The 20793-nt window shown below is 70.0% G+C and carries 23 protein-coding genes and 1 tRNA gene; 10 read left to right on the top strand and 14 right to left on the bottom strand.

Going from position 1 to position 20793, the window contains the following annotated elements:
* Nucleotide 1: 1 nt before the first annotated feature.
* Entirely contained in the window at nucleotides 2–451 is a 450-nt protein-coding gene (locus tag ACIPJY_RS13990) for a MarR family winged helix-turn-helix transcriptional regulator (protein ID WP_400461314.1), read from the bottom strand.
* Between the two features lie 149 nt (nucleotides 452–600).
* Between ACIPJY_RS13990 and ACIPJY_RS13995 the strand changes: the two genes are divergently transcribed.
* Both ACIPJY_RS13995 and ACIPJY_RS14000 read left to right on the top strand, forming a co-directional pair.
* The gene (locus ACIPJY_RS13995) at nucleotides 601–1791 is read left to right on the top strand and encodes an MFS transporter (protein ID WP_400461311.1); all 1191 of its coding nucleotides are present in this window, start codon (nucleotides 601–603) and stop codon (nucleotides 1789–1791) included.
* A gap of 210 nt (nucleotides 1792–2001) precedes the next feature.
* Nucleotides 2002–2217, top strand: a complete 216-nt coding sequence (locus ACIPJY_RS14000) for a hypothetical protein (RefSeq protein WP_400461308.1) — start codon at nucleotides 2002–2004, stop codon at nucleotides 2215–2217.
* A 236-nt stretch (nucleotides 2218–2453) separates the two neighbouring features.
* Here the strand turns inward: ACIPJY_RS14000 and ACIPJY_RS14005 are convergent, their stop codons facing one another.
* Together ACIPJY_RS14005 and ACIPJY_RS14010 are read right to left on the bottom strand one after the other, a co-directional pair.
* On the bottom strand, nucleotides 2454–2627 hold the full coding sequence (locus tag ACIPJY_RS14005) for a hypothetical protein (protein WP_400461305.1): 174 nt from the start codon (nucleotides 2625–2627) through the stop codon (nucleotides 2454–2456).
* A complete protein-coding gene (locus ACIPJY_RS14010; RefSeq protein ID WP_400461302.1) occupies nucleotides 2624–2998 on the bottom strand; it encodes a hypothetical protein in 375 nt (124 codons plus the stop codon). Before ACIPJY_RS14010 ends, ACIPJY_RS14005 begins: the two co-directional genes overlap by 4 nt.
* A 102-nt stretch (nucleotides 2999–3100) precedes the next feature.
* Here ACIPJY_RS14010 and ACIPJY_RS14015 point away from each other — a divergent pair, with 102 nt between their 5' ends.
* The 4 genes from ACIPJY_RS14015 (at nucleotide 3101) to ACIPJY_RS14030 (ending at nucleotide 5272) form a co-directional block, all read left to right on the top strand.
* Nucleotides 3101–3310: a hypothetical protein gene (locus ACIPJY_RS14015; RefSeq protein WP_400461299.1), complete on the top strand. Its 210-nt coding sequence runs from the start codon at nucleotides 3101–3103 to the stop codon at nucleotides 3308–3310.
* A gap of 4 nt (nucleotides 3311–3314) precedes the next feature.
* On the top strand, nucleotides 3315–3749 hold the full coding sequence (locus ACIPJY_RS14020) for a hypothetical protein (RefSeq protein ID WP_400461296.1): 435 nt from the start codon (nucleotides 3315–3317) through the stop codon (nucleotides 3747–3749).
* Nucleotides 3750–3833: 84 nt separating this feature from the next.
* Nucleotides 3834–4127 (top strand): hypothetical protein, encoded by a 294-nt coding sequence (locus ACIPJY_RS14025; RefSeq protein ID WP_400461293.1) that lies wholly within the window; start codon nucleotides 3834–3836, stop codon nucleotides 4125–4127.
* Nucleotides 4128–4570: 443 nt separating this feature from the next.
* The gene (locus ACIPJY_RS14030) at nucleotides 4571–5272 is read left to right on the top strand and encodes a GAF domain-containing protein (protein WP_400468199.1); all 702 of its coding nucleotides are present in this window, start codon (nucleotides 4571–4573) and stop codon (nucleotides 5270–5272) included.
* A gap of 273 nt (nucleotides 5273–5545) precedes the next feature.
* Here ACIPJY_RS14030 and ACIPJY_RS14035 read toward each other — a convergent pair whose 3' ends face one another.
* A complete protein-coding gene (locus ACIPJY_RS14035; protein WP_400461287.1) occupies nucleotides 5546–5683 on the bottom strand; it encodes a hypothetical protein in 138 nt (45 codons plus the stop codon).
* A gap of 536 nt (nucleotides 5684–6219) precedes the next feature.
* On the opposite strand from ACIPJY_RS14035, the gene ACIPJY_RS14040 reads away from it, so the two are divergent.
* The gene (locus ACIPJY_RS14040) at nucleotides 6220–6483 is read left to right on the top strand and encodes a tyrosine-type recombinase/integrase (RefSeq protein WP_400468201.1); all 264 of its coding nucleotides are present in this window, start codon (nucleotides 6220–6222) and stop codon (nucleotides 6481–6483) included.
* Nucleotides 6484–6540: 57 nt separating this feature from the next.
* Here ACIPJY_RS14040 and ACIPJY_RS14045 read toward each other — a convergent pair.
* The 5 genes from ACIPJY_RS14045 to ACIPJY_RS14065 form a co-directional block, all read right to left on the bottom strand.
* Nucleotides 6541–6630, bottom strand: a tRNA-Ser gene (locus ACIPJY_RS14045).
* Nucleotides 6631–7069: 439 nt separating this feature from the next.
* On the bottom strand, nucleotides 7070–8383 hold the full coding sequence (locus ACIPJY_RS14050; RefSeq protein ID WP_400461279.1) for an LCP family protein: 1314 nt from the start codon (nucleotides 8381–8383) through the stop codon (nucleotides 7070–7072).
* 169 nt (nucleotides 8384–8552) lie between these two features.
* Nucleotides 8553–9848, bottom strand: a complete 1296-nt coding sequence (locus tag ACIPJY_RS14055; RefSeq protein WP_400461276.1) for an LCP family protein — start codon at nucleotides 9846–9848, stop codon at nucleotides 8553–8555.
* A gap of 133 nt (nucleotides 9849–9981) precedes the next feature.
* The gene (locus ACIPJY_RS14060) at nucleotides 9982–10677 is read right to left on the bottom strand and encodes a GntR family transcriptional regulator (RefSeq protein WP_400461274.1); all 696 of its coding nucleotides are present in this window, start codon (nucleotides 10675–10677) and stop codon (nucleotides 9982–9984) included.
* A gap of 205 nt (nucleotides 10678–10882) precedes the next feature.
* Nucleotides 10883–12346, bottom strand: coding sequence for an MFS transporter (locus tag ACIPJY_RS14065; protein ID WP_400461271.1), 1464 nt, complete (start codon nucleotides 12344–12346; stop codon nucleotides 10883–10885).
* 261 nt (nucleotides 12347–12607) lie between these two features.
* On the opposite strand from ACIPJY_RS14065, the gene ACIPJY_RS14070 reads away from it, so the two are divergent.
* Together ACIPJY_RS14070 and ACIPJY_RS14075 are read left to right on the top strand one after the other, a co-directional pair.
* Nucleotides 12608–13993 carry a sigma 54-interacting transcriptional regulator gene (locus ACIPJY_RS14070; protein WP_400461268.1) on the top strand — a complete coding sequence of 462 codons (1386 nt, stop codon included), beginning with the start codon at nucleotides 12608–12610 and terminating at the stop codon, nucleotides 13991–13993.
* Complete coding sequence (locus ACIPJY_RS14075; protein WP_400461265.1) at nucleotides 13986–16019, top strand: VWA domain-containing protein; 2034 nt, start codon at nucleotides 13986–13988, stop codon at nucleotides 16017–16019. The genes ACIPJY_RS14070 and ACIPJY_RS14075 overlap by 8 nt, the downstream gene beginning before the upstream one ends.
* A 139-nt stretch (nucleotides 16020–16158) precedes the next feature.
* Here ACIPJY_RS14075 and ACIPJY_RS14080 read toward each other — a convergent pair whose 3' ends face one another.
* The 4 genes from ACIPJY_RS14080 to ACIPJY_RS14095 are packed head-to-tail and all read right to left on the bottom strand — an operon-like array spanning nucleotide 16159 to nucleotide 19627.
* Entirely contained in the window at nucleotides 16159–16923 is a 765-nt protein-coding gene (locus tag ACIPJY_RS14080; RefSeq protein WP_400461262.1) for an SCO1664 family protein, read from the bottom strand.
* The gene (locus ACIPJY_RS14085; protein WP_400461259.1) at nucleotides 16920–17447 is read right to left on the bottom strand and encodes a DUF3090 domain-containing protein; all 528 of its coding nucleotides are present in this window, start codon (nucleotides 17445–17447) and stop codon (nucleotides 16920–16922) included. The genes ACIPJY_RS14080 and ACIPJY_RS14085 overlap by 4 nt, the downstream gene beginning before the upstream one ends.
* Before the next feature lie 33 nt (nucleotides 17448–17480).
* Complete coding sequence (locus ACIPJY_RS14090) at nucleotides 17481–18188, bottom strand: histidine phosphatase family protein (RefSeq protein ID WP_400461256.1); 708 nt, start codon at nucleotides 18186–18188, stop codon at nucleotides 17481–17483.
* Nucleotides 18189–18214: 26 nt separating this feature from the next.
* Nucleotides 18215–19627 (bottom strand): hypothetical protein, encoded by a 1413-nt coding sequence (locus tag ACIPJY_RS14095; protein ID WP_400461253.1) that lies wholly within the window; start codon nucleotides 19625–19627, stop codon nucleotides 18215–18217.
* A gap of 100 nt (nucleotides 19628–19727) precedes the next feature.
* Here ACIPJY_RS14095 and ACIPJY_RS14100 point away from each other — a divergent pair, with 100 nt between their 5' ends.
* Nucleotides 19728–20156: a BLUF domain-containing protein gene (locus ACIPJY_RS14100; protein ID WP_400468203.1), complete on the top strand. Its 429-nt coding sequence runs from the start codon at nucleotides 19728–19730 to the stop codon at nucleotides 20154–20156.
* A gap of 15 nt (nucleotides 20157–20171) precedes the next feature.
* Here the strand turns inward: ACIPJY_RS14100 and ACIPJY_RS14105 are convergent, their stop codons facing one another.
* A complete protein-coding gene (locus ACIPJY_RS14105; RefSeq protein WP_400461247.1) occupies nucleotides 20172–20792 on the bottom strand; it encodes a TetR family transcriptional regulator in 621 nt (206 codons plus the stop codon).
* Between the last annotated feature and the right edge of the window lies 1 nt (nucleotide 20793).

A 20793-nucleotide genomic window follows, 5' to 3' on the forward strand; every position in this document is an offset into this window, starting at 1 on the left:
GTCAGACCCGCTCGTACTCCAGGCGCTCCACCGCGGTGGCGAGTTCGTCGAGCTCCGGGACGCCGTGCGCCTCGGCGAGCGCCGCCTCGAGCGCGCGGGCGTGGATCGGAGCGGCCTCGTCGAAGAGCACCGAGCCGGCGTGCGTCAGCTCCGTGTACAGCCCGCGTCGGTCGTCGGCGCAGAGGACCCGGGTCAACAGCGCCCGCTCCTCGAGCCGGTTCACGAGCCGCGTCGTCGCACTCGGGCTGAGCGCCGCCGCACGGGCGAGCTGCTGCATCCGCATGTGGAAGCCGTCCTGGCGCCGCAGGGCATCGAGCACGGTGAACTCGACGACGGACAGGTCGACCGCGCGCAGGGCCCGCTCGAGGTGCGTCTCGATCAGTCCGTGCAGCGCGCCGAGGGTGCGCCAACCGTGGGCTCGGACGGCGACCGAGGTGTCGTCGACGCTCATGGATCCTCCCGGAAGTAGTTGCAGACGCGCGCTATCGGCTTGCGCACACACCTAGCGTGTGCAACTATTTGTCCCGCGTCTGCAACTACCAGCGTACGCGGCACACCCGCCGCGGACAACAGGCGCCGGGAAACAGAGAGGGACCACGCATGCCAGCGGGACTCATCGCACTCGCCCTCGGCGGGTTCGGCATCGGACTCACCGAGTTCGTCATCACCGGGCTGCTGCCCGAGGTCGCGGCCGACTTCGGCGTGACCGAGACCACGGCCGGATGGCTCGTCACCGGGTACGCACTCGCCGTCGTGGTCGGCGCGCTCGGACTCACCGCCGCCACCACGCGACTCCCCCGGAAGCCCGTGCTCATCGGGCTCCTCGTGCTCTTCGTCATCGGCAACACCCTCTCCGCGCTCGCCCCCGAGTACGGCGTGATGATGCTCGGCCGGGTGATCGCCGCCCTCTGCCACGGCGCGTTCTTCGGCATCGGCTCCGTGGTCGCGTCGAACATGGTCCCCCGCGAGAAACGTGCGTCCGCCGTCGCCCTGATGTTCACCGGCCTCACCGCCTCGAACGTCCTCGGCGTCCCGTTCGGCACCTTCCTCGGGCAGGCCTTGGGCTGGCGCGCGACCTTCTGGGCGATCGCCGTCATCGGCGTGGTCGCACTCGTCGGTGTCGCCGTGCTCGTCCCCGCGGTCCGGCAGGAGACCGCGCCGTCCCTGGTCCGGGAGCTCGGCGCGTTCCGGTCCGGGCAGGTCTGGCTCTCGCTCGGCGTCACGGTGCTCGGGTACGGCGGCATGTTCGGCGCGTTCACCTACATCGCCTACACGCTGACCGAGGTCTCCGGGTTCGCCTCGGCCGCCGTCCCGTGGCTCCTCGTGGCGTTCGGCATCGGCCTCTTCGTCGGCAACTGGGCCGGCGGCCGACTCGCCGCGAAGTCCATCGACCGCACGCTCGTCGTCGTCCTCGCCGCACTCACCGTCGTGCTCGGGCTGTTCGCGCTCGTCGCCGCGAACCCGGTCCTCACCGTGATCGCCCTCGTGCTCATGGGCGCGTTCGGCTTCGCCACCGTGCCGGCGCTGCAGACCCGCGTGATGCACCACGCCGAGCACGCACCGACCCTGGCGAGCGGGGCGAACATCGCCGCCTTCAACCTCGGCAACGCGTTCGGCGCCTGGATCGGCGGCCTCACGATCGCCGCCGGACTCGGCTACACGTCGCCGATCTGGGCCGGCGCCGCGATCACGCTCGCCGGGCTCGTGCTGGTGACGATCGCGGCGACGGCCGCCCGGCGCAGCCGCGCGGCACACCCCGCGACGACCGGGAGCATCGCGACCGCCGTGTGAGCGGTGACCACGTGACGGACGGGAGGCTCGGTGCGGTTGCCGCACCGGGCCTCCCGTCCGTCATGTGCTCACCCGCAGCCGATCGGACTACTGTCCACGTCAGGTGACCCGAGACCCCCGGCCGCTGGTACGAACTCTCGTCCGACGCCGACCGGAAGCACTCATGCAATCACCACGCACCGCCTCGCACCGTTGCCCGAGAGCACGCCGATGAGCCTCGGCGACGGGATCCTCTGGGTCGAGATCGACGACTCCCACTGGCAGGGCTCGTCCGGGGTCGACCTGGTGGGCGAGGTCTCCTGGGACGACGGGTACGCCGTGCACTCCACCGGCGGCGAGATCAACGGGCAGCACCGGACACTCGACAGCGCGAAGGCGCAGCTCGAGGGCTGGATGCGCTGGGTCGACTCGACCGGGCCCGCCTGACCCGCACGGTGCCGCCCCTCGGAACGACGAAGCCCCTCCGGTGAGAACTGGAGGGGCTTCGTCGATGTCGCTCGAGCGATACGAGCGGAGACGGAGGGATTTGAACCCTGCCACGTGCCGCGACTTCCCGGCCATTGCCATCGCGATCCGCATGAATCCGGGCATCCCCGATCACACAAGCAGTCGATGACCACTTCCGATTCGCGCCGATTGTGGGCATGGAAGGGCGGGGCCAGTCAGTTCAGCAGAGCGTTCTCGACCGAGGTCAGCTCTCGGCGATGGCCGTTCGGGCACTCCCAGACCTCACCGAAGCCGATGGGCGTGCCGTATCGATCGCGCTGCAGCTGCGGCGGCTTCGGCAGCGTGAGGACGACGGGCTCCTGGCAGATGTAGCACGGGTCCGGGTTCACGGGGTAATCATCTCGGGCACCACCGACGCTGCGCCGCTCGCGGACGATTGAGGAACGCTGCCGGCGTGGGTGCGGCACACGGCGTCGAAGGTGCGGTCGTCGAGCTCGTCGGCGTACTCCACGCCCATCGCGTTCAGGTGCTCTCGCCACGTCAGGATCCGCAGCGCGCTCTCGTCGCCGGCAGCCGCCATCCGCATCAGCAGCTCGACGACGAGCTCCGCGCCAGACGAGTCGACGGGACGCAGCTGCTCCGCGAGTTCCCGGTACTGCTCCCGCTCGAGCGCGGCCCGGCGCCGGCGGTCCCGGTACTCCTGCTCCCGTGCACGCTTGATGGCTGTCTGCGGGGTGTTCCGACGGTGAGCTCGACCCATGCCGCAAGTATCGCTCGTTGCATCGGGGAACGCGGCTGGGGGCCGGCGGTGTCGCACGGTCTGTGTAGCGTGCCCCCACCGCCTCACACCGAAGGAGATGCCTTGTCCAAGCTCCACTACGCCGGCCACACGTTCGACGTCGGCGACAGCGTCACCAGCGCTGACCTCACCACGGAAACGGGCACCATCCAGGTGCGCACGAAAGCCGGCGGGTTCCTGACGATCACGACAGGACCCGGTATCGCGATCGCGCTTGAAGAACTGCCGGCGCGCGATGAATCCCGACCTCCTCGCACGGTCACCGTTCTCTAGACCGATGTCGACCTCACTCATCGCACTCGCCACCGCCATCGGTCCTGCGGTTCTCGGAGTCCTCGGCCGACTGCTCTTCACCGAGTCGCGCCCCCTCCGCAGCATCAAGCGCCACGCACAGCTCCTCGCAGAGCTCCCCGCCGCTGCGAAACCGGCCCTCGAGGAAGTCATCGTCGCCGAGACCCGCCGCTACGCCGACCGCACCCTCGACCGTGCCCGGCGCAAACTCAACGGCGGCAACCTGTCTGCGCTGATCGTCGTCGGGATATTCACGGCCGCGGTGATCTACTTCGGCGTCGTCCTCGCACTGCAGGTGAGTGGCTGGTGGTGGATCCCGACCAGCGTCATCGGCCTGTTCCTCCTCCTGCTGACCGGCGCCGGTTTCGGCAAGAACTTCTGGACCTACCCAGAAGAGGAGCCAACACTCAGTGGCGCCTGACGAGCCGTGCGTTCACGTGTGGGTACCCGCCGACCTTGACTCCACGGATGCTCAGATCAGCACCCGCTGCCACGCTCCTCGGCGATGACTGCCGAGAACCGGTGGGCGCCGCCCGAACCCCGCGACATCCCCGTCCACGCCGTCCACAGCCTCCCACTCGATCAGATCGGCGAACCCGAGGCGCTCCTAGCACCGGAGCCCGTCTGGGCAGACCCCGTCGTCTTCGACCACGTCGGGCCACTCCGCGTGAAGGCGTTCGCGATCGCCCGCTCCGACCTCGCGGTGTACCTCGAGATCTCTTGGCAGGGACGCCTGCAGCGCGCATGGGTGATCCGCAGCGTCGTCACTACCCGCACGCTCGACCCGCACGCCCGCTGATGGGCCGGCGCCGACGCGACAGGTGGGTTCGCGGCCCGGCGCTCAGCCTGCCCGAGGCAGCGTACGGCGGCCCCGTCTACGATCTCCCGGAGCCCGACCTCGTCCTCGCCTGGGTCGAGTTCCCCGACCGCTGCCTCGAGATCGAAGCCCATGTCATCGCCTACACGGAGCGCGCTGTGCTCGTCGAGTGGGGACACGGGCAGGGAGTCGACTGCGCGTCGGTGTGGCGCGATGCTGTTCGAACCGGCCAAACGCAGTCGTCGTTGACACAGTGAGGACACGTGCCGTCCCACGCTGGTGCTGAGATAGTCTCGTCACTCGTGACTACCGAAGGTCGGGACAGCGTGCCCGCACGCCCGATCTATTCGAAGATCGAATGGTGCCTCCAGCACCTCGGTTGGCTTCCGGCTTGGGTGAGTGGTATCGCCACAACTTCCGGAGGGGTGGCGTTCGTCGTGTCGGGCGCCCCCGGTACCGCGGACTTCGCCGGCGGGTGGTTTGCGACGGGGATCGTCTCGACCGCTCTCGGCATCACAATGTCCGCGCTCGTCGAGCGCTCGCGACGACGAACCACCGACAACCTCAGCACCGAAGGAGGCACGTTCCAGATCGCGCTCGAACAGGGCTTCGTTCCGAGCCTCGAGGACCTCGCCAAGATGGTGGGGAAGCCGCAGAGTAGTAGGCAGCGTGACTACCAGCGAGTGATCGATCGTGCCAGCCAGGTGTTGAGTATCAGCTTCTCTGCCGACGTCCGCGTCGTGGTCTATCGACTCAAGGCTGAGCCCCGGACCGGCTCACGCGAGCTCGCGGTCGAGAACAGTCACGGTCGTCGCGGGAAGCCGAAGCCCTTCAAAGAAGGCGACGATGGTCGCGGTGACGCCGTCTTCAGTTGGCTCGAGGACAGCGCTTCTCTGTTCGTAGCGGATCTCACGGTTGCCCAATTGCCCGGGTGGCGTGGTAGCGGGAAGGGCTACAAAACCTTCATCTCCGCGCCCGTTGTCATCGACGGAACACCGAAGGGCATGCTCACCGTCGACGCCCCGACACCTGGTGACCTCGACGAAACAGACCGCGGCCTCGTCGAGTCTCTCGCGGCTCTGGTCGGCGTCGCGTTTGCTCTGCACACGCCAAGGGATCGCGCGTAAAAACGTCATTGGGTCGAGTTACACTCAACCCAAGGGAGGAATCAGCCATGGCAACCACGAAGACACAGAGCCCCTCCAAGAAGCGTCCGGACCTCTCGAATCCGGAGGTCGTCAAGGAGCTCCGTGAGCAAGCCGAGAAGCTGGTCCGCACTGAGTCCGCTCGGCGACGCAACCGACGTCTGCACGCTCGCTTGTCGAACTAGCGACACACTACGAACGACCCCCTCGAGCTCCTGAAGGAATCCGAGGGGGTCTTCTCATGATCGCGTTGGGCTACATCCCGAGTCCGACTCGCACCAGCCGTGCGATCTCCTCGTACCCGTACTTGTTGAAGTGGACGTACTGGCTGTCGGTGGCGGGGACCCAGCCGTGCGCCTGGACGTTCGCCCAGGTCGCGAGTTGGCGGTTCACGTTCACCAGGGCACTGGGACTGCGTCGCTGATGGAGTAGTCGAAGCCCACGACCTGCGGAACGGGGCGGTTCGCGTTACCGCTCGGCGGGGGCGTTACCAGGGCAGCTGCGATCCCGTTCTGCTGCAGCGACCGAACTCCGAAGGCGAGCGCGTTCTGGAAGTCCGTGAGCCCGGACCCGGCGGGGTTCTCCTTGGCGCCATCGACGGAACGGCACTCGTCGAAATCCAGGCGGAGTACGACGAAGATCGTCAGCGCTACCTCGCGGCGCGCGTGACGGTGACAGCCACAGACGCCGGCGCCGACGTGCAGCAGCGCTTCGCTGCGTTCCGTGCGCGTGCAAGCGCTGCTGCAGGAAGGCCTATCTTCTGCGATCGACTCCCCTAAGACCCACAAGCGGCGCTCCGTCGTCTTCCCCGCGTTCCTCCACGCCGGCCTCGCAGCGTCGATCGAGGGGAAGAGCCGCGACGAGCTCTTCTTCGCAGACGCCCACGGTCAGCACCTGCGCCGCACCCGAGTCTCTACTGGCTCGCGCTCGTGGTTCAAGACGGCGTTGACCACGGTCGCCTCGAACCGATGACGCTGCACGACCTGCGGCACACCGTGGCGTCGCTCGCGATCAGCTCCGGCGCGAACGTGAAGGCGGTCCAACGCATTCTCGGACACGCTTCCGCCGCGAGGACTCTCGATGTGTACGCCGACCTGTTCGACGACGACCTGGATGCCCTTGCGGATGGCCTCGATCAGGCTGCGCGCATTTCGGTTGTGGGCAGAGCGTGGGCAGAAGCCCCGACACGGTGAACAGGAAAGCCCCTCAGATCCGCGCACTGCTGGGGATCTGAGGGGCTTCTAGGAGTGCGGAGACGGAGGGATTTGAACCCTCGGTCCCCTCAAAGGGGACTCCACCTTAGCAGGGTGGTGCACTCGGCCGGACTATGCGACGTCTCCATGCGCCCTCGCGGACGCTCACACAACCATACAGGAGGTCGACGGTCCTCTCGACCCGCACGGCGTTTCGCCCCGCTCGGGCCCGGTCCCCCGAAGTGGGGACGCGAGGGGGTTGTCGGGACGTACCCCGGTCATTAGTCTCGTCGGGACGCGGCATCACATTCCGGGGTCCGCCCCGTCGTCGCGACACAGCACCCAGCGTCGCTCCCCTGGCCTGGAACCGGCTCGCCCGATGACCGGGACCGCCGGGGAGCGACTCCGCGGGGACGTGGCTCCGGCCGCGTCCCCGCTTCTGCGTCCGGGGCCGGCGGCGCGGGCGGCGGCGGGGGTGGCGGCAGGCGGGGCGCGGCGCGGTGTCGCGGGGAAAGCGACACCGCGTACACCTCTGCGCCGCGCATCCCCCCGTGCGCTGTCGCTTTCCCCGCAAGAACCGCCCGGGCTACGAGCCGAACGCCTTCGAGCAGGTCTCCTCGTCCGCCGACTGCCCCTGCAGCCCGTCGATCGTGGACGACGTCGCCGATGCCGATGCCGACGGCGCACTCGTGGACGGCGCCGCAGCCTCGGTGGACGACGGAGCCGCGGGCGCAGCGGACTTCGCGGGTGCCGCCGGCGCGGACGTCGCCGATGCACTGGGTGCCGCCTCCGACCCGATGCCCGTGCTGTCCGCCCCGAGCGAGAAGGACTGGTCGGACTTGATCTTCGCGAAGAGCTCGTCGGCCAGGTACTTCGTCGGCTGCACCTTGCCCGCGTACACACCGGTCCCCCCGGTGTCGCCGGGGTACTGCACGAAGTTCACCTGCGCGAGCGGCAGGTCCTGCAGCGCCCGGCCCATCTGCACCATCGTCCCGATGTCGTTCAGGCTCTGGGACAGCTGCATGTTCGACGCCGCCGCGCGGGCGAGCTTGTAGAGCGTCGTCGGCGAGGTCAGCGTGGAGTTCGACTTCACCGTGCGGAGCAACGAGGATAGGAAGACCTGCTGGCTCGAGATGCGCCCGAGGTCCGAGCCGTCACCGACGCCGTGCCGGGTGCGCAGGAACTCCAGCGCCTGCGACCCCTGCAGCGTCGTGGTGCCGGCGGGCAGGTCGAGTCCGGTGTAGCGGTCGTGGATCGGCGATGCGACGCAGACCGGGACGCCACCGATCGCGTTCGACATCTCGATCACGCCGTTGAACGACACCGCTGCCGAGTACTGGATGTCCAGGCCCGTGAGCCCCTGCACCGTCTGCACGACGCAGTTGAGCCCGCCGTCGGCCCACGCCGTGTTGATCGGCTGCGCGGCCATCGCGGAGGTGCTGCCCGAACCGTCGGCCTTCTGGCAGGCGGGGATCGGGGTGACCAGGTCCCGCGGGATGCTCACGGCGGTGGCGTTCGTGTGGTCGGCGGACACGTGCAGCAGGATGTTGACGTCGTTGAGTGTGGCGTCGCGCTCGCCGTACGCGGTCCCCTGGTCCGGGTCGTTGTCCGTGCCGACCACCAGGATGTTGAACCCGCCCTTGTAGGCACTCAGCGCCGTGCCGGTGCCCTTCGCCTTCGTGACGGGCTGCCCCTGGATCGCGACGCCGTCGCCGAGGTCGTCGGTGACCTGCTTCGCCGCGATCGCCGCGACGGAGAACGAACTCACCAGGGCGACCGCGACCACGCCGGAGAGCACCTTCGCGATGGTCCCGAAGGGGCTGTGCCGGCGGAGGCGTCCGTGGCGTGCGATCCCGTTCGCTCGGTTCAGGCGGTGAGATCGATCACGGACGTCGTTCACGGGCACTCCTGTCGTCGGCGGACACGATGGCGGACGCCCTGATCGACGCCGCCGAGGGACCCTCGCGACGACCGGTCGGCCGCGCCGCGGGGACGGCAACCGGTCAAGATTGCCACAGACGCGCCTTGCGATTCAGTGTGGAACCGGCGTGGATCTCCGGTGAGCGCTGTTACCCGGCAGCCACCGCACAGGTCTTCTGCTTGGCCGTCTGCCCCGTCACCCCCGACATCTCCTGGGGCTTCGCGGTCGACTTCGCGTCGGCTCGGTCGGCCGCCGCGGCATCTGCAGCACCCTGTCTGGAGGCCGTGCTCCCCTGGTCCGCGGCGCCTGCGTCCGCCGCCTGGTCACCTGCGGAGTCGGCGGGAGCGGACGCGTCCGTCGCGCCCCGACCGGTCGCCCCCGCGTCGAGCCTGAACGGACGATCAGTCCGGACCGCCCGCATCAGCCGGTCGGCGGTGGCGTGGTCCGGGACGACCTTCCCCGGGAACGCCGGGTCGTCGACGCTCCCCGGGTACTGCACGAAGGTGATGTCGCCGAGTCCGATGCCCTCGAACGCACCGGCCATGTCGACCATCGTCGAGGGCTTCGCGAGCGAGGTGGACAGCGTCACGTTCTTCGATGCCGACTTCGCCAGGCCGTAGAGCTTCGTCGGGTCGCTCAGGGTCCCGTCGCTCTTCACCTTGCGGAGCAGGGACGACAGGAACTGCTGCAGGCTCGAGATCCGGGACAGGTCACTGCCGTCCCCGACGCCGTGCCGGTCACGCAGGAACGCGAGCGCGGTCGCGCCGGACACCGTGTGCTCGCCCGCCGACAGCTGCAGCCCCGTGTACGGGTCGTCCACGGCGTCGGTGACGCACACCGGCACCCCGCCGACGGCGTCGGACATCCGGATGACGCCCTGGAAGCTGACCTGCGCCGCGTACGGGATGTCCATGCCCGTCACGTGCTCGACGGTCCGCACGACGCAGTCCATGCCGCCGCGGCCGTACGCCAGGTTGATCGGAGCGTCCGCCACCGCAGGCTCCTTGCCGCACGCGGGCTGGTCGACCACGAGGTCACGCGGGAAGCTCACCGCGACCGCGCTGGTGTGGTCGGCGGAGACGTGCAGCAGGACGTTCGAGTCGTTGAGGGTGGCGCCGCGATCCCCGTACGCCGTGCCCTGGTCGGGGTCGTTGTCGGCGCCGATCGCGAGCACGTTGAACGCCCCGTCCGTCGATGCGGTTCCTCCGCCGACGTCGACCGCGCGCTGCTGGAACCCGTGCCCGACGTCGTAGGCGGCGTAGGCGGAGAGCGAGGTCGCACTCGTCACGGCGACCGCCGCGGCGATGCCGATGCCGGTGACGAGCCGGGTGACGCCGAGGTCACGCCGACCGCGGTTGTGGCGGGCACCACTGACGCGGTGGCCGGGGCCGGACACCACGGTCGGGCGACGCCGGGCGTCGAGGACGTCGTCGAAGTCGGGCACGGGCACGCTCCCTCCGAGCGGCCGCGGGTTCCGGCCACTCGCCGGGGGACGATACCCGAGCACACGCGCGCCACCGGGCAACCGAGTCGGCTCGGCGTGCCTCGTTCGGGGGGTGCCCCGTGTGTGCCGCTGTTCACGCCGATGCCGCCGCCCGGAACCGGTCCGGCAGCGCGATCAGCGCGGCCCCGAGGGCACGGACGAGCCGGGTGCACTCGACGAGGTCCTCCGCGGCGGCGGCGTCCTGCGCCCGCTCCACCAGCAGCAGGCGCTGTCGTCGGTCGACCACGGCGTCGATCCCGTTCGCCATGGCGATGTCGTCGGTGTAGAACATGTCGAGCACCGGCCGCTGCGACGCCAGCAGGTCCGCGCTGACCGACGCCCCCGAGCGACGCAGCAGCCACGCGGTCAGCTCGACGAACGCACCGGCCTCGGTCATGCAGTCGCGGATCCACGCCGGGTCGAACGGGTCGGTCGTGGCGCCGGCGTTCGCCGGGGGTTCGGCGAGCATCGTGCACCCGAGGCGGATCCGTTCCTTCATCTGCTCCAGCGACCACTGGGTGATGACCACCCCGACGTACCGCTGGACCGAGACGAGCTGCAGGGCCTCGAGCGGGACGAGGGCTTCTCGGACGGGAGTGCGGGACACCCGCATGTCCGAGGCCAACGCATCGAGCCGGAGCCGCTGCCCGCGCCGGTAGTCACCGCGCAGGATCCGGTCGAGCAGCCGGAGGAACACGGCGTCCCGCAACAGGCTGCGCGGCACACCGAGGGCATCCCGACCGCGGCCCGCGTGCACGTCCGGGAACTCCGTCATCTCGTGGAATCCCATGCCACCAGCGTCACGCACGGTGCATCCCACCGTCGTGTCGTCGGTCGGATCGGTGGACGGATCCACCGATCGTCACCCTGTGGAGGCCGTGCGCCACCCGGTTCCGCATCACTGCTCTCCCGCCGTCGAGGACCCCCGGCGGAGGTCGTTCCCAGGAGTAGAGCAGGATCGAGCGTCAGTCGCTAAACATTCCGTATTTCGAGTATCAGCGCTTGGACTCTTCCTCCTTGGCGATCACCGAGAGCGGCTGCGTGATGTCCTCCAGCCCCTTCCGAGCGGCGTCGACGCCGAAGATCAGCGCGACCACACCACCGGCGATCATGATGCCCGCACCGAGCAGGTACCCCCAGAAGAGCGGCTCGCGGGACGACCCGTCGCCGATGAACGCGCCGTAGATCGAGGGCGCGATCGCCCCGAAGATCTGCGCGAGGGCGAAGAAGTACGAGATCGCCTGGGACCGCAGCTCGAGCGGGAAGATCTCGCTCACGGTGAGGTACGCACTCGACGCACCGGCTGATGCGAAGAAGAACGAGATGCACCAGAACACGACCTGGACCGTCGCGCTGATCGCGTCCGCCTGGAACAGGAACGCGGACACCGCCAGCACGAGCCCCGAGATCAGGTAGGTGCTGAAGATCATCTGCCGACGGCCCCACGTGTCGAACAGCCGGCCGAGCACGAGCGGGCCGAGCAGGTTGCCGATCGCGAACGGGAAGAAGTAGACCGCGGTCTCCGAGGTCTTCAGGCCGAAGAAGTTCGTCAGCACGAGCGCGTAGGTGAAGAAGATCGCGTTGTAGAGGAACGCCTGCGTGATCATCATCGTCGCGCCGACGAGCGTGCGCGTCGGGTACTGCTGGAAGAGCACCTTCACGATGGTCGTGAAGCGGACCTTCTCCATCGGCGTGACGGTCATCGCCTTCGACTCGTCGACGGGCTCCAGCGGCTTGCCGGACTCCCGCTCGACCTCCGCCTCGATCCGGGCGACCGTGGCGTCCGCCTCTTCCTCGCGGCCGTGCGTCATCAGCCAGCGTGGACTCTCCGGGATGTGCCGCCGCAGGAAGATGATCACGATGCCGAGCACCGGGCCGAGGAAGAACCCGATGCGCCACCCGACGTTCTCCGCGAAGTAGGACGTGTCGAGCAGGTAGATGTTGGCGAACGCGCCGAGGGCAGCGCCACCCCAGTACGTGCCGTTGATGGCGATGTCGACGTGCCCCCGGTACTTCGACGGGATCAGCTCGTCGATCGCGGAGTTGATCGCGGCGTACTCACCGCCGATGCCGAGTCCGGCGACGAACCGGAAGACCGCCAGGAACCAGAAGTCCCCCGCGAAGCCCGCGATGCCCGAGCCGATGAGGTAGATCGCCAGCGTCAGGATGAAGAGCTTGCGACGGCCGAGGCGGTCGGACAGCCGCCCGAAGACCAGCGCACCGATCACCTGGCCGAAGAGGTAGATGGTGCCGAGGGACGTCACCTGCTGGGTGGAGAGCCCGAGGTCCGCCTGGAACCCGGCGTTCGAGACGATCTGGATCTCCAGGCCGTCGAGGACCCACGAGATCCCCAGTCCCACCACGACGCTCCAGTGGAACTTCGTCCACGGCAGTCGGTCCATCCGGGCCGGGACCAGGCTCCTGACCTGTCCCTCCTGCAACCCGCTCGCGCTCGTCATCGCGGCATGCTCCTCACTCGCCGGCCCCCGCGGACCGGCACAGAAGGAGAACGTACGCGCGGATCGCGCGGATGGTTCACGTCCAGAACGACCGGTGTCCGGCGCGGAGCCGAATCCCCCTAATCTCGTGATCCGGCTCCGTCGCCGTTCGCGGATCCGTCGGCGCACTGGCAGCCGGACAGACCCTGCCCTTGATCATTGCGGATGCTATGCGAACGCACAAGGACGGCACCTCGGCCGACGGCGCGTACGCTCGAAGAGGTGACCCGACCTGACATCCGAACGGTCGGCGAGCTCCGCACCTCTGGTCACGTCCAGAAGACGGTCCGCGCCGAGATCCGCGACAACCTGCTGAGCGCCCTCCGTGAGGGCACCGATCCGTGGCCCGGCCTCCACGGCTTCGAGACCACCGTCATCCCGCAGCTCGAACGAGCCCTCATCGCCGGCCACGACGTCGTCCTGCTCGGCGAACGCGGCCAGGGCAAGACCCGACTGCTGCGCACCCTGCAGGGCCTGCTCGACGAGTGGACCCCGGTGATCGCCGGGTCCGAGCTCGGCGAGCACCCGTACGAACCGATCACCACGGCGTCGATCCGCCGCGCCGCCGACCTCGGCGACGCGATGCCCATCGACTGGTGGCACCGCGACGGCCGCTACGTCGAGAAGCTCGCGACGCCCGACACCTCCGTGGCCGACCTGATCGGCGACGTCGACCCGATGAAGGTCGCCGAGGGCCGCAGCCTCGGTGACCCCGAGACCATCCACTTCGGCCTGATCCCCCGGGCGCACCGCGGCATCGTCGCGATCAACGAGCTGCCCGACCTGGCCGAGCGCATCCAGGTCGCGATGCTCAACGTGATGGAGGAGCGCGACGTGCAGATCCGCGGCTACGTGCTGCGACTGCCGCTCGACGTCCTCGTCGTCGCGAGCGCGAACCCCGAGGACTACACGAACCGCGGCCGCATCATCACGCCGCTGAAGGACCGCTTCGGCGCCGAGATCCGCACGCACTACCCGATCGAGCTCGACGACGAGATCGCCGTCATCCGGCAAGAGGCGCACCTCACCGCCGACGTGCCGGACGCCCTGGTCGAGATCCTCGCCCGGTTCACCCGGGCACTGCGCGAGTCCAGCGCCGTCGACCAGCGCAGCGGTGTCAGCGCCCGCTTCTCGATCGCCGGAGCCGAGACGGTCTCCGCCGCGGCCGTCCACCGCGCCGCGCGACAGGGCGAGACCGAAGCCGTCGCACGGCCGATCGACCTGGAGACCGCGGTCGACGTCCTCGGCGGCAAGATCGAGTTCGAGTCCGGGGAAGAGGACCGTGCCGACGAGGTCCTCGAGCACCTGCTCCGGACCGCCACCGCCGAGACGGTCCGCTCCCGGCTCCGCGGCCTCGACCTCGGTCAGCTCGTGGAGGCGCTCGACGGCGGCACGATGGTGACCACCGGCGAGCAGGTCTCGGCGCGGGCCTTCCTCGAGGGGCTGCCGTCCCTCGGCGAGTCCGACCTGTACGACCAGATCTGCGAGCGACTCGGTGCCACGAACGACGGCGAACGCGCCGGCGCGATCGAGCTCGCGCTCGAGGGACTGTTCCTCGCGCGGAAGATCAGCAAGGAGTCGGGCGGGGGCGAAGCGGTCTATGGCTAGTCGGCAGAACCGCCGGCTGACCCGTGACACCCGGTACGGCCGGTACGAGGGCGGCCCGGACCCGCTCGCCCCGCCGGCGGACCTCTCCGAGGCGCTCGACGCCATCGGCCAGGACGTCATGGCGGGGTACTCCCCCGAGCGTGCGATGCGGGAGTTCCTGCGTCGCGGCGGGCGGGACCAGCGCGGCCTCGACGACCTCGCTCGCCGGGTCGCCGAGAAGCGCCGCGAACTCACCGCGAAGCACAACCTCGACGGCTCGCTGCAGCAGGTCAAGCAGCTGCTCGACGAGGCCCTGCTCGCCGAGCGTGGCCAGCTGGCGCGCGACACCGAGATGGACGACGGCGACCGTGCCCTCGCCGAGATGCAGCTCGACAGCCTGCCCCCATCGCCCGCAGCCGCCGTGAGTGAACTCGGCAGCTACGACTGGAAGAGCCCCACGGCAAGCCAGAAGTACGAGGAGATCAAGGACCTGCTCGGCCGCGAGATGCTCGACCAGCGCTTCGCGGGGATGAAGCAGGCGCTCGAGAACGCCAGCGACGAGGACCGCGCCGACGTCCAGGCGATGATGCAGGACCTCAACCAGCTGCTCGAGGACCACCGCGCCGGCACCGACTCGCAGGAGCAGTTCGACGAGTTCATGGCGAAGCACGGCGAGTACTTCCCCTCGGACCCGCAGAACGTCGACGAGCTGCTCGACGACCTCGCCGCCCGCTCCGCCGCAGCCCAGCGGATGCGGAACTCGATGACGCAGGAGCAGCGCGACGAGCTCGACGCCCTGGCACAGCAGGCGTTCGGTTCCCCCGACCTGATGGGCGCTCTGTCCCAGCTCGACGGCAACCTGCGCGCGCTGCGCCCCGGCGAGGACTGGGGCGGATCGGAGCAGATGGAGGGCGAGCAGGGTCTCGGCCTCGGCGACGGCACCGGCGTGTTCCAGGACATCGCCGACCTGGACTCCCTTGCCGAGCAACTCGCGCAGTCGAGCCCCGGATCCGACCTCGACGACCTCGACCTCGAGTCCCTGGCGCGCCAGCTCGGCTCCGAGGCCGCCGTCGACGCGCGCACGCTCCAGCAACTCGAGAAGGCCCTGAAGCAGTCCGGCACGATGCGCCGCGGCGCGGACGGCCAGTTCAAGCTCACCCCGAAGGCCATGCGCCAGCTCGGCAAGAGCCTGCTCAAGGACGTCGCGCAGAAGATGTCCGGCCGGCAGGGGGCACGCGACCTGCAGCGCTCGGGAGCCTCTGGCGAACCGTCCGGAGCGAGCCGGCAGTGGGCGTTCGGCGACACCGAGCCGTGGGACATCCCGCGGACGATCACGAACGCCGTCACCCGCACGGCCGCGACGGGACGCACCGGGGCCGGCGTCCGCCTCACCATCGACGACGTCGAGGTGCAGGAGACCGAGGCCCGCACCCAGGCCTGCGTGGCGCTCCTCGTCGACACGTCGTTCTCGATGGCGATGGAGGACCGCTGGGTCCCGATGAAGCGCACCGCGCTCGCCCTGCACACCCTGATCTCCACACGGTTCCGCGGGGACGACCTGCAGCTGATCGCCTTCGGTCGCGAGGCCGAGGTGATGGACGTCGAACAGCTCGTCGGTCTCGACGCGATGTGGGACAAGGGCACGAACCTGCACCACGCCCTCCTGCTGGCGAACCGGCACTTCCGGAAGCACCCGACCGCGCAGCCCGTGCTGCTCATCGTCACCGACGGCGAGCCGACGTCGCACCTGGAGCCGAACGGGCAGGTGTACTTCAGCTACCCGCCCGACCCGATGACGATCGCGCTGAGCGTGCGCGAACTCGACAACGCGCACCGGCTCGGGGCGCAGACGACGTTCTTCCGCCTCGGCGACGACCCGGGGCTCGCCCGGTTCATCGACGGCATGGCCCGGCGGGTCGACGGGACGGTCACGGCGCCGGAGAACGACGACCTGGGTGTCGCGGTGGTCGGCTCGTACCTCGGCTCGCGGCGCGGCAGCGCGCTCTTCCGCGACGACGACTGGGGCGGGTTCGGCCGGTTCGGCTGACGGGACCACCCACCGGACGGGAGGCCCGGTGCCAGCTGGCACCGGGCCTCCCGTCCGTCGTCTCTCGCGTTCTGCGCGCGGTGACGACAACCGCGCACGCGCCCGCATGCGCACTTGTCGTCCTGCTGCGCAGGACGCGTCAGAACAGCGGCCAGGGGACCGCTGGGCCGTACCCCGCCGGCGGCGGGAAGCGGCCGACGGCCGCCAGGGCGGCGCAGCGCGCCTCCAGGTTGTCGATCTCGTCGACGGTGAGGTGCTCCTCGAGCTGCTCCCCCAGGTCGCCGTGCAGCGCGGTCACCACGCGGTCGATCCCGGCGAGCTCGTCGTCGTGCAGCGGCTCGTCGGTCCACCCCCACAGCACCGTCCGGAGCTTGTGCTCGACGTGGAAGGTGAGCCCGTGGTCGACGCCGTGGCGGTGCCCGTCCGCCATCGCCAGCACGTGCCCGCCCTTGCGGTCCGCGTTGTTCACCACGACGTCGAAGACGGCCATCCGCCGGAGCGCCGCCGTGTCCTCGTGGACCAGGGTGACCGGGCGGTCGTGTTCGTCGATCGCCTCCAGGACGGTCTTCACGCGCTCGTCCTGCTCGGCCTGCTCGGTCGGCAGCAGGTCCACCGCGTCCTGGTCCGGGTCGACGTCCTGCCAGCGCTGGATCATGCCGCGACCGAGCGGTCCGTCGCCGAGCCAGGTCGGCGGGACGACCCGCCAGCCGAACGCCTCGGAGACCAGGAACGCCGCGACCTCACGGCCGGCCAGGGTGCCGTCCGGGAAGTCCCACAGCGGCTTCTCGCCGGCGACGGGCTTGTACACGACCTCGTGCCCGTCGAGCTCGGCGAGGAAGGTGGCGTTCGAGGCCTCACGGATGCGGGCGACGAGCTCCATGCCGCTCGTGTCGGCTGTGCTCATGCGTCGCCGGGCTGCCGTCCAGCGGCCACGACCTCGCGGGTGCGCTCGACGAAGGCACGAGCCGTGCCGACGGGGATCTTCACCTGCAGGAGCTCGGCGGGCTCGGGGATCTCGACGACCGCCTCGACCTCGATGCCGTCCTCGTCCTCCTCGGACACGATCTCGATCTCGTCGTCGATCGGGTACGCCTCGATGACGACCTGCGCCGTCGCCGGGTCGAAGCCCAGGCTGAGGGCGCCCGCTCGGAACTCGGGCTCCACGGGCTGGTCGAGCGGCTCGACGTCGTACAGCTCGCGCGGGACCGACGGCGGGACGCTGAAACGGTTCTCCTCCACCGTGGCGACCTCGTCGAGGAGCTCGTCGAGCTTCTCCGCGAGCACCGCCGACTGCTCCTTCTCGAGCGCGACGCTGACGACGCGGCGGCCGTCACGGGCCTGCAGGTAGAAGGACCGCTCGCCCGGGCGCCCGATGGTGCCGACGACGAGACGGTCCGGCCAGTCGAAGCCGTGGACGATGGTGGGCATACCCGCATTGTAGGAGCGGCAGGCTGCGACCGTTCAGGGTCTGGCAGTACCCGTCTCGTTGCCCGCGCCTCCGCCCACCGGGGCATCGCCCGTCGGAGCCGGCGCCTTCGCGAGCCAGGACAGGTCGCCCGACTCGGTGTTCGTCGCCGCGACCTCTGGCCGGTGCTCGCCGTAGCGCACGACCGACACCGACGCCGGCCCGACCGTGATCCGCTGGAACAGGTCGAGGTGCATGCCGAGTGCGTCGGCGAGCACGGACTTGATGATGTCGCCGTGGCTCACCGCGACCCACACCGCGTTCGCGCCGTGCTCGGCCTCGATCTGCGCGTCGAGCCGCCGGATCGCACCGACCGCGCGCGACTGCATGGCCTGCATCGACTCACCGCCGGGGAACACCACGGCGCTCGGGTTGGACTGCACCACGCGCCAGAGCGGTTCCTTCGCCAGGTCGCTGAGCTTCCGGTTCTGCCACTCCCCGTAGTCCGCCTCGGTGATCGCTCGCTCCACGAACTGCTGCGGCTCCCCCTGCTGGAACGCCGTGATCGCCCGGGCCGTCTGTCGGCAGCGTTCGAGGGGGCTGGACACGACGGCCGCGAGCGGGACCGCCGCGATGCGTTCCGCGGTCGTCGCCGCCTGCCGTTTGCCGACGGAGTCGAGCGCGACGCCGGCCGTGCGGCCCGCGAGGAGTCCGGTCGCGTTCGCGGTGGTGCGTCCGTGCCGGACGAGGAGGACGGTCGCCATGCGCTCGATCCTAGGCGCGGGTCGGGTCAGAGCCCGACGAGCGTGGCGAGCCAGCGTCCCGCGGCCCACGTCGCGCCGATCAGCACGAACGCCGCAACGACCCCGGCCGCCTCTGCACCCCATGACAGCCTGGGGAGGGCCGGCGCTCCCTCGACCGCCGCCGTCCCGACGACGGACTCGACCAGCACGACCCCCGCCTCGGGCTTCCGGAAGTACGTCACGTGTTCGGTCCACGGGCGACGCGCGCTGATCGGGACGTACCGCACGAAGGCGCCTTGAGCGGTCGGCCCGAAGCTCACCGGATCGACGAGCGACTTCACGGCGAACGTCTCGCATCGCGGCTGCTGCTCGATGTCCTCCGGGCGCCGGACGAGCTTGGTGACGAGCAGCGCCACCACGAAGAGCACGGCGCCGCCGACGAGCGTGACGGCGAGGTCCCGGAGCGCGGCGTCGAGCACCGCGGACGGATCGAGTGCCAGGATCGCCGGGGTCACCTCGGTGCGTGTGGCTGCCGAGAGCGCCGCCACCATGTGCTCGACGGTGACGGCCACGGCTCGGACCATCTCGACGACGACGCCGATGCCCGAGCCCACCATCGCGGACATCACGAGCGGGAAGACCACGAGGAACCCCCAGAGCGCGACCGGCAGCCATCGACTCCGCCGGAGCATCCGGAAGAACCCGAGCTGCGCCTCCCCCGAGCCGACGAAGACGCACGCGTCCACGTCCTCGGTGATCGCCACCCGCCGTGCGAGTTCACCGCCGAGCGAGTGCCCGACGAGCACGACCGCGTCGGCCGTCGCCCGGGCCCGTGCGGTCGTCGCTCGGAGCGGTGCGATCACGCTGTCGTCGAGTCCGTCGGAGCGGTAGCTCCACGCATCGCCGACGAACCGGGTGATCACGGTCCTGGTGCGCGCGGCGACGGACCGGGAGAACAGGGACACGATCCCGGCACCGAGGAGCACGAGTCCGATCAGCGGCAGCGCGCACACCAAACCGAGCATGCCGACGAACGCCGTGAACGGCAGCGGGAGCGGGGATCGCCTGGCGCCGGCACCCCGGATGGCCTCGAGGTCCCAGGCCCACAGCGCAGCGGTGCTCCAGAGCGCGAACGGCACCACCCGGAGCACCCAGCCGAGGACGTTGCGCGCAGCGGGGACGGCGGCGCGTTCGTCCCACCAGCCGTCGTGGAACTCGGCGACGAACGGCTGCTGCCCGGGGATCGCGGCACGTCCGCGGAGCACGCGGTCCCCGTCGGACACGCCGTCCCCGTCGGACACGCCGTCCGGCAGCGTCGTGTACTCGCCGCCGAGTCGCGCGACCCCGGCGGCGAAGGAGTCGGCGACGGCCGTCTGTGTGTCGCCCTGCTGCTGCATCCCGACCCCGTGGATGCAGACGAAGGCGAACCTGGTGAGCACGTCGTTCCCCGGAGACCCCATGCCGATCATGCTAGTGGTACATCAGATATCCGGCGAGCTCGGCCATCCGATTCCGGTCCTCGATGCGACACTCGACCGCCAGAGCCGACAAGATGGTGGGGTGTTGGTCTCGATCGTCTACATGAGTCGCGCGGTGGAGCCGTTCGACGATGCCGCGATGACCGAGCTCCTGCGGGGGTCCCGCTTCCGGAACGAGGCACTCGGCGTTTCGGGCCTGCTCGTGGCGAAGGACGGCCGGTTCATGCAGCTCCTCGAGGGCCCGGCCATCAGCGTGGACGACCGGTTCACCGCGATCGCCCAGGACCCGCGACACCACGAGGTCACCTCCCTGATCCGCGAGGACATCGAGCGCCGCCGCTTCGACGGCTGGTCGATGGCGTACCGAGGACTGGACGACGCCGACCTGGCGGCGGAGGACGGCTTCAGCCCGTTCCTGTCCGGCACGTCGGACTTCCCGCGCTCCTTCGACCGGACGAGCGCCGCGTGGCTGCTCAAGTGGTTCCGGGACCGCGAACTCCGCGACGTCTGACCGAACGGGTCCGGCTCAGGCGAACACCGAGTCGACGACCCTGAGCAGGCGGTCACGGTGGTCGCGCTCGGCCACCGCGAGCACCAGCACCGTCCACATCGTCGCCACCGCCGGCAGCAGGTCAGCCCGCCCGGAGCGCACGTTCGACAAGAGCTGCACGCCCGTGAAGTACGGCACGAGCGTGGCCCCGAGTGCCTCCGCTGGCACGGTCGACTGCACCTCACCGCTCGCGACCGCGAGCCGGATGACGTCCACAACGCCGGCGATCCACTGCTCGTAGAAGCTCGACGTCTGCCCCGCGAGCACGCCGTGCTCCAGTGAGATCCGGATCCCGGCGCGCACGACCACGTCGGTCATGAGCAGGTCGGCGATCCCCCGTGACGCGCGAACGAGCATGGCGAACGGCGACGGGTCAGTCGAGCTCATCGCGGCGAAGGTCCGCGCGTTCTGCTCGTCGATCACCGCCAGGGCCAGGGACCGCTTCGTCGGGAACAGCCGGTGGAGTGCACCCTGGCTCACGGCCGCGGCGCGCGCGATCCCGGCGATGCTCGCGGTCTCGTAGCCGCCGCGGTCGAACTCCCGAGCGGCCGCCTCGACGATCGTCGAGCGTCGTCCCGCCACGATGGCCTCACCCACG

Origin of the sequence: Curtobacterium sp. NPDC090223, from assembly GCF_044746585.1 — a bacterium.
Taxonomy (GTDB): Bacteria; Actinomycetota; Actinomycetes; order Actinomycetales; family Microbacteriaceae; genus Curtobacterium.